Source organism: Halomonas sp. MMH1-48 (genome assembly GCF_022348105.1).
GTDB classification, from domain to species: Bacteria; Pseudomonadota; Gammaproteobacteria; order Pseudomonadales; family Halomonadaceae; genus Vreelandella; species Vreelandella piezotolerans.
This window is the reverse complement of sequence record NZ_JAKRFL010000013.1, coordinates 38,400-52,743: the sequence shown is the minus strand read 5'-3', so window position 1 is coordinate 52,743 and position 14,344 is coordinate 38,400. Positions and strand designations below refer to the sequence as shown.

At 57.8% G+C, this 14,344-nt stretch carries 13 protein-coding genes; 9 read left to right on the top strand and 4 right to left on the bottom strand.

The window, feature by feature from the left end:
* The 9 genes from cysS (at nucleotide 1) to MHM37_RS12305 (ending at nucleotide 10,826) form a co-directional block, all read left to right on the top strand.
* Nucleotides 1-1,386 carry a cysteine--tRNA ligase gene (cysS, locus tag MHM37_RS12345; protein ID WP_153844020.1) on the top strand — a complete coding sequence of 462 codons (1,386 nt, stop codon included), beginning with the start codon at nucleotides 1-3 and terminating at the stop codon, nucleotides 1,384-1,386.
* A 105-nt stretch (nucleotides 1,387-1,491) separates the two neighbouring features.
* Nucleotides 1,492-2,415, top strand: a complete 924-nt coding sequence (locus MHM37_RS12340; protein ID WP_219863646.1) for an ABC transporter substrate-binding protein — start codon at nucleotides 1,492-1,494, stop codon at nucleotides 2,413-2,415.
* A gap of 3 nt (nucleotides 2,416-2,418) precedes the next feature.
* Nucleotides 2,419-3,618 (top strand): ABC transporter permease, encoded by a 1,200-nt coding sequence (locus MHM37_RS12335; protein WP_139528513.1) that lies wholly within the window; start codon nucleotides 2,419-2,421, stop codon nucleotides 3,616-3,618.
* Nucleotides 3,615-4,580 carry an ABC transporter ATP-binding protein gene (locus MHM37_RS12330; RefSeq protein WP_139528512.1) on the top strand — a complete coding sequence of 322 codons (966 nt, stop codon included), beginning with the start codon at nucleotides 3,615-3,617 and terminating at the stop codon, nucleotides 4,578-4,580. The genes MHM37_RS12335 and MHM37_RS12330 overlap by 4 nt, the downstream gene beginning before the upstream one ends.
* Complete coding sequence (locus MHM37_RS12325; protein WP_269202186.1) at nucleotides 4,570-5,346, top strand: ABC transporter permease; 777 nt, start codon at nucleotides 4,570-4,572, stop codon at nucleotides 5,344-5,346. Before MHM37_RS12330 ends, MHM37_RS12325 begins: the two co-directional genes overlap by 11 nt.
* Before the next feature lie 134 nt (nucleotides 5,347-5,480).
* Nucleotides 5,481-6,683 carry a thiamine pyrophosphate-dependent dehydrogenase E1 component subunit alpha gene (locus MHM37_RS12320; protein WP_139528510.1) on the top strand — a complete coding sequence of 401 codons (1,203 nt, stop codon included), beginning with the start codon at nucleotides 5,481-5,483 and terminating at the stop codon, nucleotides 6,681-6,683.
* A gap of 1 nt (nucleotide 6,684) precedes the next feature.
* Nucleotides 6,685-7,662, top strand: a complete 978-nt coding sequence (locus MHM37_RS12315; protein WP_139528509.1) for a transketolase C-terminal domain-containing protein — start codon at nucleotides 6,685-6,687, stop codon at nucleotides 7,660-7,662.
* Between the two features lie 17 nt (nucleotides 7,663-7,679).
* Nucleotides 7,680-8,936: a 2-oxo acid dehydrogenase subunit E2 gene (locus MHM37_RS12310; protein ID WP_139528508.1), complete on the top strand. Its 1,257-nt coding sequence runs from the start codon at nucleotides 7,680-7,682 to the stop codon at nucleotides 8,934-8,936.
* 18 nt (nucleotides 8,937-8,954) lie between these two features.
* Entirely contained in the window at nucleotides 8,955-10,826 is a 1,872-nt protein-coding gene (locus tag MHM37_RS12305) for a protein kinase (RefSeq protein WP_139528507.1), read from the top strand.
* Between the two features lie 11 nt (nucleotides 10,827-10,837).
* Here the strand turns inward: MHM37_RS12305 and MHM37_RS12300 are convergent, their stop codons facing one another.
* The 4 genes from MHM37_RS12300 to MHM37_RS12285 are packed head-to-tail and all read right to left on the bottom strand — an operon-like array spanning nucleotide 10,838 to nucleotide 14,308.
* Nucleotides 10,838-11,434, bottom strand: a complete 597-nt coding sequence (locus MHM37_RS12300; RefSeq protein ID WP_153844032.1) for an ABC-type transport auxiliary lipoprotein family protein — start codon at nucleotides 11,432-11,434, stop codon at nucleotides 10,838-10,840.
* 2 nt (nucleotides 11,435-11,436) lie between these two features.
* On the bottom strand, nucleotides 11,437-12,378 hold the full coding sequence (locus MHM37_RS12295; RefSeq protein ID WP_153844024.1) for an MlaD family protein: 942 nt from the start codon (nucleotides 12,376-12,378) through the stop codon (nucleotides 11,437-11,439).
* A 5-nt stretch (nucleotides 12,379-12,383) separates the two neighbouring features.
* Nucleotides 12,384-13,208 (bottom strand): ATP-binding cassette domain-containing protein, encoded by an 825-nt coding sequence (locus MHM37_RS12290; protein ID WP_219863648.1) that lies wholly within the window; start codon nucleotides 13,206-13,208, stop codon nucleotides 12,384-12,386.
* Nucleotides 13,205-14,308, bottom strand: coding sequence for an ABC transporter permease (locus MHM37_RS12285; protein ID WP_219863650.1), 1,104 nt, complete (start codon nucleotides 14,306-14,308; stop codon nucleotides 13,205-13,207). The genes MHM37_RS12290 and MHM37_RS12285 overlap by 4 nt, the downstream gene beginning before the upstream one ends.
* Nucleotides 14,309-14,344 lie beyond the last annotated feature (36 nt).

The window sequence follows — 14,344 nt, the reverse complement described above, 5'->3', positions numbered from 1 at the left end:
ATGCATATTTACAATACGCTGACTCGCCGCAAAGACCCTTTTCGCCCGCTGGTGGCCGGCAAGGTCAGCATGTACGTTTGCGGTATGACGGTGTATGACTACTGTCACCTTGGCCACGCCCGGGTGATGGTGGCCTTTGACGTGATTACCCGCTACCTGCGCCATCGCGGTTATGACGTGACCTATGTCCGCAACATCACCGATATCGACGATAAAATCCTCAAGCGGGCCGAGGAGAACGGCGAGCCCATCGACGCGCTCACCGAGCGCATGATTGCCGCGATGCATGAGGACGAAGCTCGCCTCAACGTGCTGCCACCCAGTCAGGAGCCCCGGGCAACGGGGCACATCGACGATATCATCGCGATGATCGAAACGCTCATCGACAAAGGCTTTGCCTATGCCGCGGCCAATGGTGATGTCTACTACCGAGTGCGCAAGTTCACCGACTACGGCAAATTGAACAACCGTCAGTTGGATGACATGCGCTCGGGAGCGCGCGTGGATGTGGATGTACACAAAGAGGATCCGCTGGATTTCGTGCTTTGGAAAGCGGCCAAACCCGGTGAAGCCCACTGGCACTCTCCTTGGGGAGAGGGTCGCCCCGGCTGGCACATCGAGTGCTCTGCAATGTCGACCTGCTGCTTGGGTGATACCTTCGATATCCATGGCGGCGGGCCGGATTTGACCTTTCCTCATCATGAGAACGAGATCGCCCAATCGGAAGCAGCGACAGGGAAAACCTACGTCAATACCTGGATGCATGCCGGCGCCGTGCGTGTGAATCAGGAAAAGATGTCCAAGTCCTTGGGCAATTTCTTCACCATCCGTGACGTACTTGCCGAGCATGATCCGGAAGTCGTTCGCTATCTGTTGGTCGCCAGCCACTACCGCAGCGCCATCAACTACTCGTTGGATTCGCTGGTCGAAGCACGCAAGTCGCTGACGCGACTATATACGGCGTTGGAAGGCGTGGACGCTGACGAGCAGGCAGTCGCCAGCGAGGCGGCCGAGCGCTTTACCGCGGCCATGGACGACGACTTCAACACCCCTGTCGCTTTGGCCGCGCTGTTCGACTTGGCCCGCGATCTCAACCGCGCGAAAAGCGACCAGCCAGCGGAAGCGCCGCGCTTGGCAGGCGAATTAAAGCGCTTGGCCGGGGTGCTGGGGTTATTACAGCAAGTGCCGGAAACCTTCCTCAAAGGCGCTCAGCAGCAGGTAGCGCTTAGCGAGGAGGAGATCGAAGCCAAAATCGCCGAACGTCATGATGCAAAAACCAGTAAGGATTTTGCCCGCGCGGACGCCATTCGTGACGAGCTGGCAGCGCTCGGCATCGTTCTCAAGGACTCCCGGGAAGGGACGACCTGGGTCATCGAAGCGCCTTGATCGTGGTGATATGTCGGACGCCGTGAAAACGGCGTCTGACTTCAACGCAGTAGGCTCTTATACTGATCCGGTACGCCACAGACGCACACTGAAAAGGACGACCCCATGCGCTCATTGTTCACACCTTCGCTGGCTGCCTGTCTATCGACGGTAGCCTTCTCTGTAGTCACTCTTTCCACGGCCAGCGCCAACGACCCCGTCGTGGTGTCTTCGAAAATCGATACGGAAGGCTCGGTGCTGGGCGAGCTGATCATCCAAACGCTGGAGCGCCATGGCATTCCCACCGAAGATCGCCTGCAGTTAGGGGGCACCAGCGTCGTGCGTAGCGCGCTGCAAGCGGGAGAGATCGACCTTTACCCTGAGTACACGGGGAACGGCGCCTTCTTCTTCGACATGACCGATAGCCCCGTCTGGAACAGCGCCGACGACGCTTATCAAACCGTCAGCGAACGCGATGCCGAGCAGGGGTTGATTTGGCTACAGCCCGCCAGTGCCAACAACACTTGGGCCATGAGCATTCGCCAAGACGTGGCCGACGCCAATGATTTGACCACGCTGGATGATTTGGCTGCATATCTGGCCGATGGCGGAACGTTCAAATTTGCCGCCAGCGCTGAATTCGTCGAATCCGCCCAGGCGCTACCGGCTTTCCAGGACGCCTATGGTTTCGAGTTGAGCGATGATCAGCTGCTCGTCCTTTCGGGTGGCAACACGGCTGCTACGATGCGTGCGGCCGCGCAGCAAACCAGCGGTGTCAATGGCGCCATGACCTACGGTACCGACGGTGGTCTGAGCGCCCTGGGCCTCGTCGTGCTCGAAGACTCCAAAGGCGTACAGCCGGTGTATCAACCCGCTCCCGTGGTGCGTGAAGAAGTGCTTGACGCTTACCCTGACATGGAAGCGTTGCTGAATGAGGTGTTTGCCACGCTAGAACTCGTGACGCTGCAAGAGCTCAATGCGAATGTCGCGGTGAATGGTGTCTCGCCGGATCAAGTAGCGAGTGACTACCTCGACAGCCTGGATGACTGATGAATGTCGTTGATCGACGCCCTACCATCGCCATCCTTTAAACGACGCCCTTGGCAGCCTAATGTCGTACTGTGCTGTCTCAGCGGGAGCATGTTAGCCGCTGCATGGCTACTGAACGTGGTGAGTGTCGCCCCTAATCGTATCGTTTCCGGTACCGCCTTTGGCATGGTCGATGCCATTGGTTGGCCAGGGGCAGCCCTGGTGTCATTGCTCTCTCTCGCTATGGCGACGTTGGCATTGATGCCTAACGTCCGGCACTATCGAGCGGTGCTGGCCATCGTTACGCTAACCTTACTACTCATGCCGTTTGGTTTGATGGTGGCTGGCCACTGGTTGGTCGACCCTTCCTTACCTCAGGCGCGTCTTGGTATTGGTCCGGCCTACTGGACCGTACTGTTCGTTTTATTGCTCTGCTTGGTAGAGCTTCGTCTGCGTCTTGGGTTATCTCGATGGTGGACGGCGCTACTGTTATTCGGTGTAAGCGTTGTCTGGTGGGGCTGTGCCGCGCTCTGGCTGGATCGCCTTGCCCTGGTACAGGAGTTCCAAGCTCGGCAGGGGCAGTTTTATCAGGCACTGATGCAGCACATGGTGCTGGTGAGCACGGCTGTAGGCGTCAGCGTGGTGCTGGGGTCGCTGCTGGCCATGCTCATGCGTCGCTATGAGCGGCTACAAAAAGTAGCGTTTACGCTGCTGAATTTTTTACAAACCATCCCCAGCTTGGCGCTGTTTGGGCTTCTGCTAGCGCCCCTTGCCTGGCTGGCAGCGAATGTCCCAACGCTGGCGGCGCTAGGGGTGAGTGGCATTGGCAACGCGCCGGCGCTGATCGCGCTCATCGCCTACAGCCTGCTGCCAATGGTGCGCAATACCTACATCGCCCTCGAAGAAGTGAGCGAGGAGACATTGCAGGCCGCCAAAGCCATGGGAATGCGAACGACACAACGTTTTTGGCAAGTGCGGTTTCCGTTGGCACTTCCCGTGCTGTTGGAAGGCGTGCGTATTACCGCCGTTCAAGCCGTGGGACTTACCGCGGTAGCGGCATTGATTGGGGCGGGCGGCTTAGGCACATTTATTTTTCAAGGGCTGGGTCAGGCTGCCATGGATATGGTGCTGTTGGGTGCGTTACCCATTTTGATCTTGGCGCTCATGGTGGATGCAGGGCTTGGTGCGTTAGCGGACGCGCTGCGTCCCGGAGGACGGCAATGATCGAGCTTTCCCATGTTTCAAAGACGTTCGGCGACGCCACCGCGGTGGATGACATTACCCTGCGGGTTGCAAAAGGCAAGCTCTGTGCGTTGGTAGGTACTTCCGGCTGCGGTAAATCCACCACGCTGCGCATGATCAATCGACTCATCGATCACAGCAGTGGCGACATCATCTTGGATGGCCAGGCGATTGAGCAGTACGATCCAGTGAAGCTTCGCCGTCGCATTGGTTACGTGATTCAGAGCACCGGACTATTTCCTCACTGGAGCGTTGCACGCAACATTGGATTGGTGCCTCGGCTATTGAAGTGGTCGGCTACCGATACTACCGCTCGAGTCGAGGAGTTGATGGGGTTGCTAGGGCTGCCTGTGGAGGAGTTCGCCCATAAATATCCTCACCAACTCTCCGGCGGGCAGGCGCAACGGGTAGGTGTGGCTCGCGCGCTTGCCGGCGATCCCGATATCTTGCTCATGGATGAGCCCTTTGGGGCGCTAGACCCCATCACCCGGGAAAAGCTCCAGGAGGAGCTTGCCAAAATACAGTCTCGGCTGCACAAAACCATCGTGTTCGTGACCCACGATATGGATGAAGCACTGAGGTTGGCCGACCACCTTGTCGTCATGCGCGACGGTCGCATCGTTCAACAGGGCACGCCACTAGCGCTTTTACAGCATCCCCACGATCCGTTTGTCGAGTCGTTACTCGGCGGCCTGGAGCGGGGATTGAAGCAAGCAGCGCTCACACGGGTGAAAGACCACATGACATCGCTGGGGCCTACCTTGCCGGCGCAGTCGCGCATTCCCGCTGATTTTTCGCTGCGCCAAGCGCTCTCCATGATGTTGCGTGATCACTGTGATCGCTTGACGGTCGTCGATCAAAACGATGTGCCGATTGGTGAGCTGTCGCTTCGCCGTATCGTCAAAGAAGCACAGTGGGATAGGACGAGTCAGCGTGAATCGTAAGTCCGGTAACAACGATTTGTCGAATGTCGCTAACGTCCAGTGGCTTCTTCCACTGGCATGGGCTGCACTGTTGGCGGCGGGCATCATTGGTATGCCTCTGCTAGAGAGCTTGTTTCGTTGGATAGAGCCTGACGCTAGACAGGTCGTTTATGCTCGCGCGGCATTTTACGAGTTGCTCGGCCGTCATGTCCTGGTCGTTGGCGTGGCGGCGGTGGTGACGATCATCGCGGGCGTGGCGGCGGGGGTGGCCGTCACGCGTGAGAGAGGGCGTGATTTTTTGCCGCTGATCGGGCAACTGGCATCGCTGGGGCAGACGTTTCCACCGGTCGCCGTATTGGCGTTAGCCGTTCCGGTGCTCGGCTTTGGCACGCTGCCCATCATCGTTGCCCTCATGCTCTACGGACTGCTGCCCATCGTGCGTAATACCCTGGCGGGTATCAATGATGTCGACCCAACGATCAAACAGTCGGCCCTGGCCATGGGTATGACGCCCTGGCAAGTGTTGCGACAAGTCGAACTTCCGCTGGCGGCGCCGGTCATTTTGGCGGGCGTGCGCACCTCGGTGACGATCAATATCGCCACGGCTGCGCTGGGCGCGACAGTGGGTGCGAGTAACCTGGGCGACCCGATCATTGCGGGCATCGTCAACGGTAATGTGGCCTACGTACTGCAAGGTGCTCTTTTGATCGCGCTTCTGGCGCTCTGCGTCGATAGCGCTTTCAATGTCTATCAGCAGACGCTGCGTCAGCGTCTCTCTGCATCTTAAGTCGAATCCCTAAACCGCTTCCACTGAGTTACTGTCCCAGTGTTGCGTTGACCCGTGTCAGATAAATCCACTGGCACAAACGGTCATCACCGACAACACTGCCCTCAAAAGGGGTAAAAACAAGGACAATAATGATGACTCAGTACGTACACCAGCCGGCCTTCATGACCGGCGACGAGTTTGCCATCGAGACGTTCGCCCTGCTGAACCCCGATGGCGAGCTTTACGAAGGCGCTCGAGCACCCGAGATCACGCAAGAGCACGCCCGCCGACTGTATCAGGCCATGCTAGCCACCCGCATTCTTGATGAGCGCATGATGGCTGCTCAACGCCAAGGGCGTCTCAGCTTTTACATGCAGTGCACCGGTGAAGAGGCTGCCGTTGTGGGAGCAACTGCCGCACTGGACGATGCGGACATGATCATGGCCCAGTACCGTGAGCAGGGCGCCTTGATGTATCGCGGCTTCTCCATCGACGAGTTCATGAATCAGCTATTTGGCAACGAGCTCGATTACGGCAAAGGCCGACAAATGCCGATTCACTACGGCTCCCGTAAACTGCACTATATGACCATCTCATCGCCGCTGGCGACGCAGATTCCTCAAGCCACCGGGTATGCCTACGGTCAAAAGCTGGCGGGTGAAGGCCACTGCACGCTGACCTTCTTTGGCGAGGGTGCCGCATCCGAGGGAGATTTCCACGCTGCCCTCAACATGGCGTCGGTGCACCAAGTGCCGGTCATCTTCTTCTGCCGTAACAATGGTTACGCCATCTCGACGCCAGCCACCGAGCAGTTTGCTGCCGACGGTATTGCTCCCCGTGCGTTTGGCTACCACATGCACGTGATTCGTGTGGATGGCAACGATGCATTGGCGGTCTTCGAAGCGACGCGTCAGGCAAGACGCATTGCGGTAGAAAAAAATCAGCCGGTACTCATCGAGGCCATGTCATATCGCTTGGCGGCCCACTCCTCTTCGGATGACCCCTCGGGCTATCGTGCGAAAAGCGAAGAGGAGGCGTGGCGCGTCAAAGATCCCTTGCTGCGCATGCAGCGCTGGATGGCGAAGAAAGGGTGGTGGAGCGATGAAGAAGAGGCCAGCCAACAAGAGACCTTGCGACGTGAGGTGCTGGACACCATGAAGCGGGCCGAAAAGCGCCCGCCGCCGCCGCTCGAATCGCTGATCAGCGATGTCTATGCGGATGTTACGCCCGCGTTGCAGCGTCAACTGGATCAGCTCAAGCGGCATATTCGTCGTTATCCCGATGCTTACCCGCGTGGCGCTCAGTCGCTCGATCCTTCCCTCTCGTCAGCCGCCGATCATCAGGGGGATGCGTAAGATGACGACCATGAACATGCTTCAGGCGATCAACAATGCGCTCGATATCGCCATGGAAGAAGACGAAAAAGTGATCTGCTTCGGCGAAGACGTTGGGGTGTTCGGCGGGGTGTTTCGGGCCACCAGCCATTTACAGGAGAAGTACGGCAAATCGCGCTGTTTCAATACCCCGCTGGTAGAGCAAGGCATCATCGGTTTCGCCAACGGGCTGGCTGCGCAAGGATCGGTACCTGTCGCGGAGATTCAGTTTGCCGACTACATTTTCCCTGCCTTCGATCAAATCGTCAACGAAACCGCCAAGTTCCGCTACCGCTCCGGGGATCTCTTCAATGTAGGTGGCCTCACCATCCGAACGCCTTACGGTGGCGGTATTTCGGGGGGGCTTTATCACTCCCAATCACCCGAGGCCTACTTCACTCATACGCCCGGTCTGAAAGTTGTCGTGCCACGTAATCCCTATCAAGCCAAGGGACTGCTGCTCGCGGCCATCCGTGATCCTGACCCGGTGCTTTTTTTAGAGCCCAAGCGGCTCTACCGAGCGGCCGTGGGCGATGTGCCGGACGACGATTATCAGTTGCCCATCGGCGAAGCGGAGATCGTCAAAGAGGGCAGTGATCTTACTTTGGTCGGCTGGGGCGCACAGATGGAGGTAATCGGCAAAGCCGCCGAGCTAGCTGAAGAGCAGGGTATCTCTTGCGAGGTCATCGACCTGCGCTCGCTGTTGCCTTGGGATGTCGATACCGTGGCGGAATCCGTCTTCAAAACGGGCCGCATGATCGTCAGTCACGAAGCTCCTTTGACCGGTGGTTTTGCCGGAGAAGTCGCTGCGACGATACAGGAGCGCTGTTTTCTTTACCTGGAATCGCCGATTACTCGGGTCACCGGGTTGGATACCCCTTTCCCGCTGGTGCTGGAAAAAGAGTATCTGCCCGACCACCTGAAAATTTTTGAAGCGATCCGCGAAAGCGTGAACTTCTAGCGCTAGGGAGAACAGTCATGAGTGATTTTTTATTGCCGGACATCGGCGAAGGGATCGTCGAGTGTGAAGTGGTGGAGTGGCGCGTTGCCGAAGGCGACACCATCGAAGAGGACCAGCCCATCGTCGAGGTGATGACCGACAAGGCCCTGGTCGAAATTACGGCGCCCGAAGCAGGCACCGTCACCAAGCTTTATGTGCCCCAGGGGCAAATCGCCAAGGTCCACGCGCCCCTCTACGCGTACCAAACGGCAGGTTCATCTTCCAGCGAGCCTACGGCAGACGCCTCCACCGATCAGTCGACCGCTAACCCTCGAGAGTCCACGCCGCAACGTGACGACATCGAGCCGTCGACGCGCGCTCCCGCCGAGCCGAGTGCTTTAGCCCATAAAGTCCCCGCTAGCCCCGCCGTTAGGCGTTTAGTCAGGGAGCACGATCTGGTACTGGCGGACATCACCGGCAGTGGTAAAGAGGGGCGCGTGTTGAAAGAAGACGTGCTGGCCCACCTCAATGCGCCGTCGGTCGCTGATAACGAGGCATGCGTATCCCCACCGACATCATCGGGTTCGGCGCCCGCCAGGGTGGAGCCCCTGCGCGGCGTGCGCGCGGTGATGGCCAAGCGCATGGTCGAATCCGCCAGTTCCATTCCCCATTTTCATTACGGCGAAGAGATCGACGTCACCGAGCTGCTGGCGCTGCGCGAGCGTCTCAAGCCCCAGGTGGAGGCGCAGGGAGAGCGACTCACGCTGATGCCGTTCTTCATGAAGGCGATGGCGCTGGCTGTTGCAGAAACGCCGATCATCAATGCCCAGTTAAACGACGCTGCCGACGAGCTGAGCTACTACGACCACTGCAATATCGGTATGGCCGTGGATAGCAAGGCCGGCTTATTGGTGCCCAACGTGAAAGGCGTCGAGCGCTTGACCCTGTTCGAGATCGCCAAGGAGGTCGGCAGGCTGACCCAGGCTGCGCGAGACGGGCGAGTCGATCAGGCCGACCTGAAAGGCGGCACCATCAGCATTTCCAACATTGGTGCTTTGGGGGGTACCTACGCCGCGCCGATCATCAACGCCCCGGAAGCCGCCATCGTGGCGATTGGCAAAACCCAATGGCTGCCGCGTTTCGATGAGCATGGCGCCGTGCAGCGCCGGGCGATTTTGACGGTGACGTGGGCGGGAGATCACCGCTTTATCGATGGCGGCACCATTGCTCGCTTCTGCAACGCCTGGAAAGGATTCCTAGAAGCGCCGGAAAGCATGCTCCTTCACTTGGCATGACCGTGTAGGCATGTTGCGATGAGTCAGGCGCCGCTGCAGCAGTTTTACATACCCGAAGAGCAGTCGGTTTACCTACTGAGCCATCATGATGCGCGTAAGCTCAAGGACTGGGTAGCGCTGTGTCAGTCACAGTTGGCCCAGTTGGGATACGCCGATATCGAGTTGGTGGGAAAAGGCGCTTACGGTTTCGTCTTTGCAGGGTGCGCTTGGCATCAAGGGGCTAGGGCCGACTATGTGTTCAAGTTTTCACGCATTACGCTGCCCACCCATCTGCAAGAGCGCCTCGAGGAGGAGGCGTTCATGCTCGATCAAGTGTCACACCCGCGGATTCCAAAGCTCATTACCTATCAACGTGCCCGTGGTCAGTCGATTTTGGTCATGGAACGCGCGCCTGGCTGGAACCTAGAGCAAGTCTCACTCAAGCAGGGCAAGCTCTCGCCCCGCTTGATCATGCGTATCGCCGCGCAACTGGCGGATATTCTCAAGGCACTGCGTCGTGAGGCCGGGCCGCACGCCCGGCCAGTGGTGCATGGTGATATCAAACCCTCCAATCTCGTTTTCGATTCGGTCAGTGAATCCATCGCGTTGATCGACTGGGGCTCATCGGTGTTCGCACAATTGGATGCCTCGCTGCAGTTCGTGGGTGCCAATGTAATGGAACTAATGTCGGACAATCTCCAGCAAACCAATGCCCGACTGGGGGACGTGTATTTCATTGGTGAAGAGCAGCTCAATGGCGCGCTCTCATCGCCGCGCTTCGACGAGCAGGGGGTGGCGGGGACGCTCTATGCGCTCGCGTCGGCGCAATCATGTCGTTTTGGCCATCGCGCCATACCGGCAAGCTCGCTCGGACTTCCCATGGAGTTCGCTCGCACGCTGGATGGCATGCTCGATCCCAACCCTCAGGTGCGCTATCAGGCGGGTAATTACTTCATCCGAGAAATGCCGCGCATGGCTAAATTGGTCATGCTCGATCTGCCTGGTGTGCTGCAAACACCGCTGGTGCCGGTGTGGGGTAAAGGCCGTCACCACGTGGCTACCGCCGAGATAGACACCGTGGTTTATAGCTCTCGTAAAGCCTTCTTGCGAGAGGCCCATTCCGAGGAGACGCTCAACGATGTGAACGATGTCCAGCTTGACCGCTACTACAAGCAGTTCATGCAGGGCATGGGCGAGACCGAAAAAGCCTTTTTGGCCTCGGTGAGCCGATTGGGCAAATATCCGGTGGTGGGTGGTTTGGCCGTACGCTGGGAGCGCGAGGGCGTGTATATCGATTCGTCGCTCAATTTGCATGACCCAGCGCTCAAGCCCGCCTTCATCGAGGCGGTGAACAACATGGTTCACTTGGCACGCGCCATTCATCGCCAGGGGGTATTCAAAAGCTGTTTGTTCAATGCCCGCCAAACCCTGCACTTAGAGCGCGCAACCCCCGAGGAAGCGTTTCATTGTGATCCCGATACGGCGATTGCTTACGAGGTGAGCGCCGTACCCGAAATGGAGGATCGCACCCGTCAGCATAGCTATTTCGAGGATGGCCCGGACCCTGAGGAGCTGTTGGTGTTGCCGGATACCATCATGCGAACGCTCAAGCGGCTCAACGAGATCCATCACACAGGCATGATCATTTTCGAAGCGCTACCCAAGCATCTCAAGATCCACAGCTACTATCGGCTACTCGATCCCCGGCGGGAGCAGGAGTTTCGGGATTTGCTCAGTCGTATGCTCGCTGCCGTCAGTCAAATAGAGGGACTGGGCGTGTCGGGGTTCATGAAGATGCCGTACAAGGACACTCGTTTTTTTACCCATTTAGAGCGACAGCCGGAATACTTCTACCCCAAAGATCCAAAAGAGTATCTTAAGCGGTACTCGCACTCCTCACCGCCATACTAGAAACGGCCTTTTCATCTAGGTGCATTGGCCGCGAGCCAGCGTGCCAACTGCTCGGTCAAGCGGTCGGTGGCGCTGCCAAAGGCGTTGACCACGTCAGGTATTTCCGCGCTCTTGGCACGTTCGCGAATCGCGAAACTGGTAGAGGCCGTTGGTTGTTGATCTGCGCCGACTAATTGAACGTCTAACTGTAAATTGACGCTGGGCGGGCTCACGTCGTATTCGCTTTGGAAGTGACGGAGCTCGCTCAGTAGCAGCAGGTCATAAGGAAGCCGATCGCTGCTCACATCGGCGAATAGAGCGTGCTGTTGCAAGCCAGCAATGAGCTTGGCCTGCAGCAGTTGGGGGGCATCTTCATGCCATCGCGCGCCTTCATACACATTTACCACGTTGCCTTCGGGAAACACTACGATACGGTTGCTGCTTAGCAAGTGGCCCGCTTCTGGCGTTGCGATGCCAAGTCGACCCGGTAGGCGAGTGGCATCAGGGGTAGCCTGCGTTGCCATTGCAGGCAGTCGATACAGCGTCGATGGCGCCTTTTCGGGTAATACTGAGCAGGCCGAAAGAAGGGACAGCGCGCTCATCATGACGACGATGCGAAAAATAGGCATGTTCACGGGCGAAACTCCTCTACGTGGTCGCGGCCAAGGAAAAAGTCCGTTGGACTCTCTTCGAGCTCTCGCGTAATGCGATCAAGGGTGGCGAGTGTCGAGCGGAGCGCCGCGAGCGCTGGGGCGATGTCGCGAGTGCTTTGTAAGGTGCCTTCCACGGCCCCTGCGTTATCGTTTACCAATTGCTCTATCCGCTGAGCAGCACTAGCAACGTCGCGGCTGGCGTTCTCGGCACTGCGCATGACTTGTTGGCCCTCTTGGTTCAGCAGTCGATTCGCCTCCTGGCTAAGTGTCTCGATGCTCTCGAGCGTGGTGGTGGCTTGGCGTGACACATCGCCAAAAAGCGCCATGTTTTCATCCAAAGCAGCCTGCTGAGAGGCAATCATTTCCGTGATTTGGGCAATGTTGGTCAATATGTTGCCCGCCTGCTGTCGATTGTCGTCATTGAAGAGTTCGTTCACGCTCTGAAGGATCGCGTTGAGGTTCTCGATCATCTCCTCGCCCTCATCGAACAGCGTGGCAATGGGCGACGGGTCGGCTGGGATGAAGGGGGCCGTGTCGTTACTTTGCGATGATAAGCGTGGGCTAGCCGGCGTTCCGCCATATAGCTGCACCGACATGCTACCGGTAATGCTGGCAAACGCTAATTTTGCCCGTGTATCGACTTTGATGGGCGTGTCTTGATACACGCGAATCCGAGTAATCACTTGGCGGGGGTCGTCAGGGTTCAAGGACAGCTCGGTGACATCGCCGACTTCGATGCCGTTGTACTGTACCTTGCTGCCCTCCGAGAGGCCGCTGACGTTGCGTTCGAACAGAATACGGTAAGGTAGGTAATCCCGTTGGCCAGCGTCATAGCTCATCCATATCGCAAACAGCAGGGCGGCCGCAGCCGTTAACACGGTAAACAATCCAATCAATACATGGTGTGCGCGAGTTTCCATGTGCGTCACTCCTTAGACGATGGTGTGTCAGCAGCACGCTGTGCAGCGCGTCCACGCGGACCGTTAAAGTAATCTTGTACCCACTCGTCGTCCGTTTCGGCGACTCGCTCCAGCGTATCGGCGACCAAAACGCGCTTTTGTGACAGCACGGCAACGCGATCACAGGCTGCGTAGAGGGTATCCAGGTCGTGAGTGACCAAAAAAACGCTGAAGCCAAGTGCATCGCGAAGGGTCACGAGCAACTGGTCAAACGCAGCGGCACCAATGGGGTCGAGCCCGGCTGTCGGTTCATCGAGGAATAAAATGTCCGGGTCCAAGGCGAGCGCTCTGGCAAGGGCTGCACGTTTTATCATGCCCCCTGAGAGTGATGCTGGAAACTGCCGTGCCGCTTGCGGTGCCAAGCCCACTAAAGAAAGTTTGATGCGCGCCAGATATTCAGCCTCTTCCCGAGGCAGCCCAGCGTGCTCAATGAGCGGTAGCGCGACGTTCTCTTGCAGATTGAGCGAACTAAACAAGGCCCCGCGCTGGAAAAGCACCCCAAAGCGCCGTTCGATTTGGCTGCGCTGGGAGCCGCTTAGCGCATTCAACCGCTGGCCCAGCACCTCGACGGTGCCATCATTAGGATGCTTGAGCCCTACGATACTGCGTAGCAGGACCGATTTACCCGTGCCAGAACCGCCAACGACGCCGAGAATTTCTCGACGATAGAGGGTCAAATCTACTCCTTCGTGAACGACATTATCGCCAAATCGATTTACCAGCCCTTGCACACAAATGACGGCTTCCTTGCTTTGACATTTTTGCGATGTCGGAGAAGATCTGTCGTTCACCAGCCCATCTCCATGAAAAATAACGCCGCTAATGCATCGATGAGAATCACCATGAAGATGGCTTGCACCACACTGGACGTCGTGTGGGCACCCACCGATTGGGCGCTTCCGCTGACGTTGAATCCTTCCAGACAGCCAATGACCGCAATTACGAAGGCAAAGACCGGTGCTTTGCTCAATCCCACTAGGAAATGCGTTACCGACACATCTTTTTGCAGCGTTGCCATAAACTGGCTAGTAGAAATATCCAGCGACAGCGACGCCACTACCGCACCGCCCAAGAGGCCGCTTAGCATGCCGACAAACGCCAGGAGCGGCAGGCTAATCAACAGCGCCATCACCCGAGGAAGCACGAGCAGCTCGATAGGATCTAGCCCAAGTGTCTTCAGGGCATCGATCTCTTCATTGGATTTCATCGCACCGAGCTGGGCAGTAAAGGCGCTGGCGGTGCGACCTGCCAAAAGAATGGCGGCTAGCAGCACGCCGAACTCACGCAGAAAGGAGAACGCCACCAGGTCAATGGTATACACCGTTGCGCCGAAATCTTCCAACACGGTCGCCCCAAGAAAGGCCACCACGGCCCCCACCATGAAGGTAAGTAGCGCAACGATAGGCACTGCATTCAAACCACTTTGCTGAACATGAGCAACGGTGGCGGTCATACGCCAATGGCGGGGGCGAAACAGCAGCGAAGCAAACGTCGCCAAGACCAAGCCGATAAACGCCAATAGCTGCCGCTGTTGCGCTGTCATGGCCACCATTTGGCGGCCCACCGATGCCAACGCATCGGTGATCCGATGGGAATGAGTGCGCGTGCTCTCGACAGGAGCCTCCATGGCTTCGGCAATCCGAATCAGTAACATCTGCTGCGCGTGGGGTAGGTCGTTGGCAGCCTGTTTGGTTTTGTCGATCCCTAAGAGCTCGACGATCAGCGCCGCACCGGCAGTATCGAGTGCTTCGAAGCCAGGCAGTGATAGCGATGCCGAACCTAGTTCTTCGCGCCGCTTTAGAACGTGCTTTAGCTCGGTATAGTGGCGTAGCGTCCACTCGCCACCCAGTGTAACGACCTCACCCTGTTGAGTGATCCACTCGTTTGGCATCCCTGCTCCTCAGTGCGTTCACATGACAGTGAAGAC

What these genes read in the sequence shown, in the direction of transcription:
- cysS (WP_153844020.1), top strand. Translation starts at nt 1, where the DNA reads ATGCATATTTACAATACGCTGACTCGCCGCAAAGACCCTTTTCGCCCG.
- MHM37_RS12340 (WP_219863646.1), top strand. Translation starts at nt 1,492, where the DNA reads ATGCGCTCATTGTTCACACCTTCGCTGGCTGCCTGTCTATCGACGGTA.
- MHM37_RS12335 (WP_139528513.1), top strand. Translation starts at nt 2,419, where the DNA reads ATGTCGTTGATCGACGCCCTACCATCGCCATCCTTTAAACGACGCCCT.
- MHM37_RS12330 (WP_139528512.1), top strand. Translation starts at nt 3,615, where the DNA reads ATGATCGAGCTTTCCCATGTTTCAAAGACGTTCGGCGACGCCACCGCG.
- MHM37_RS12320 (WP_139528510.1), top strand. Translation starts at nt 5,481, where the DNA reads ATGACTCAGTACGTACACCAGCCGGCCTTCATGACCGGCGACGAGTTT.
- MHM37_RS12315 (WP_139528509.1), top strand. Translation starts at nt 6,685, where the DNA reads ATGACGACCATGAACATGCTTCAGGCGATCAACAATGCGCTCGATATC.
- MHM37_RS12310 (WP_139528508.1), top strand. Translation starts at nt 7,680, where the DNA reads ATGAGTGATTTTTTATTGCCGGACATCGGCGAAGGGATCGTCGAGTGT.
- MHM37_RS12305 (WP_139528507.1), top strand. Translation starts at nt 8,955, where the DNA reads ATGAGTCAGGCGCCGCTGCAGCAGTTTTACATACCCGAAGAGCAGTCG.
- MHM37_RS12300 (WP_153844032.1), bottom strand. Translation starts at nt 11,434, where the DNA reads ATGCCTATTTTTCGCATCGTCGTCATGATGAGCGCGCTGTCCCTTCTT.
- MHM37_RS12295 (WP_153844024.1), bottom strand. Translation starts at nt 12,378, where the DNA reads ATGGAAACTCGCGCACACCATGTATTGATTGGATTGTTTACCGTGTTA.
- MHM37_RS12285 (WP_219863650.1), bottom strand. Translation starts at nt 14,308, where the DNA reads ATGCCAAACGAGTGGATCACTCAACAGGGTGAGGTCGTTACACTGGGT.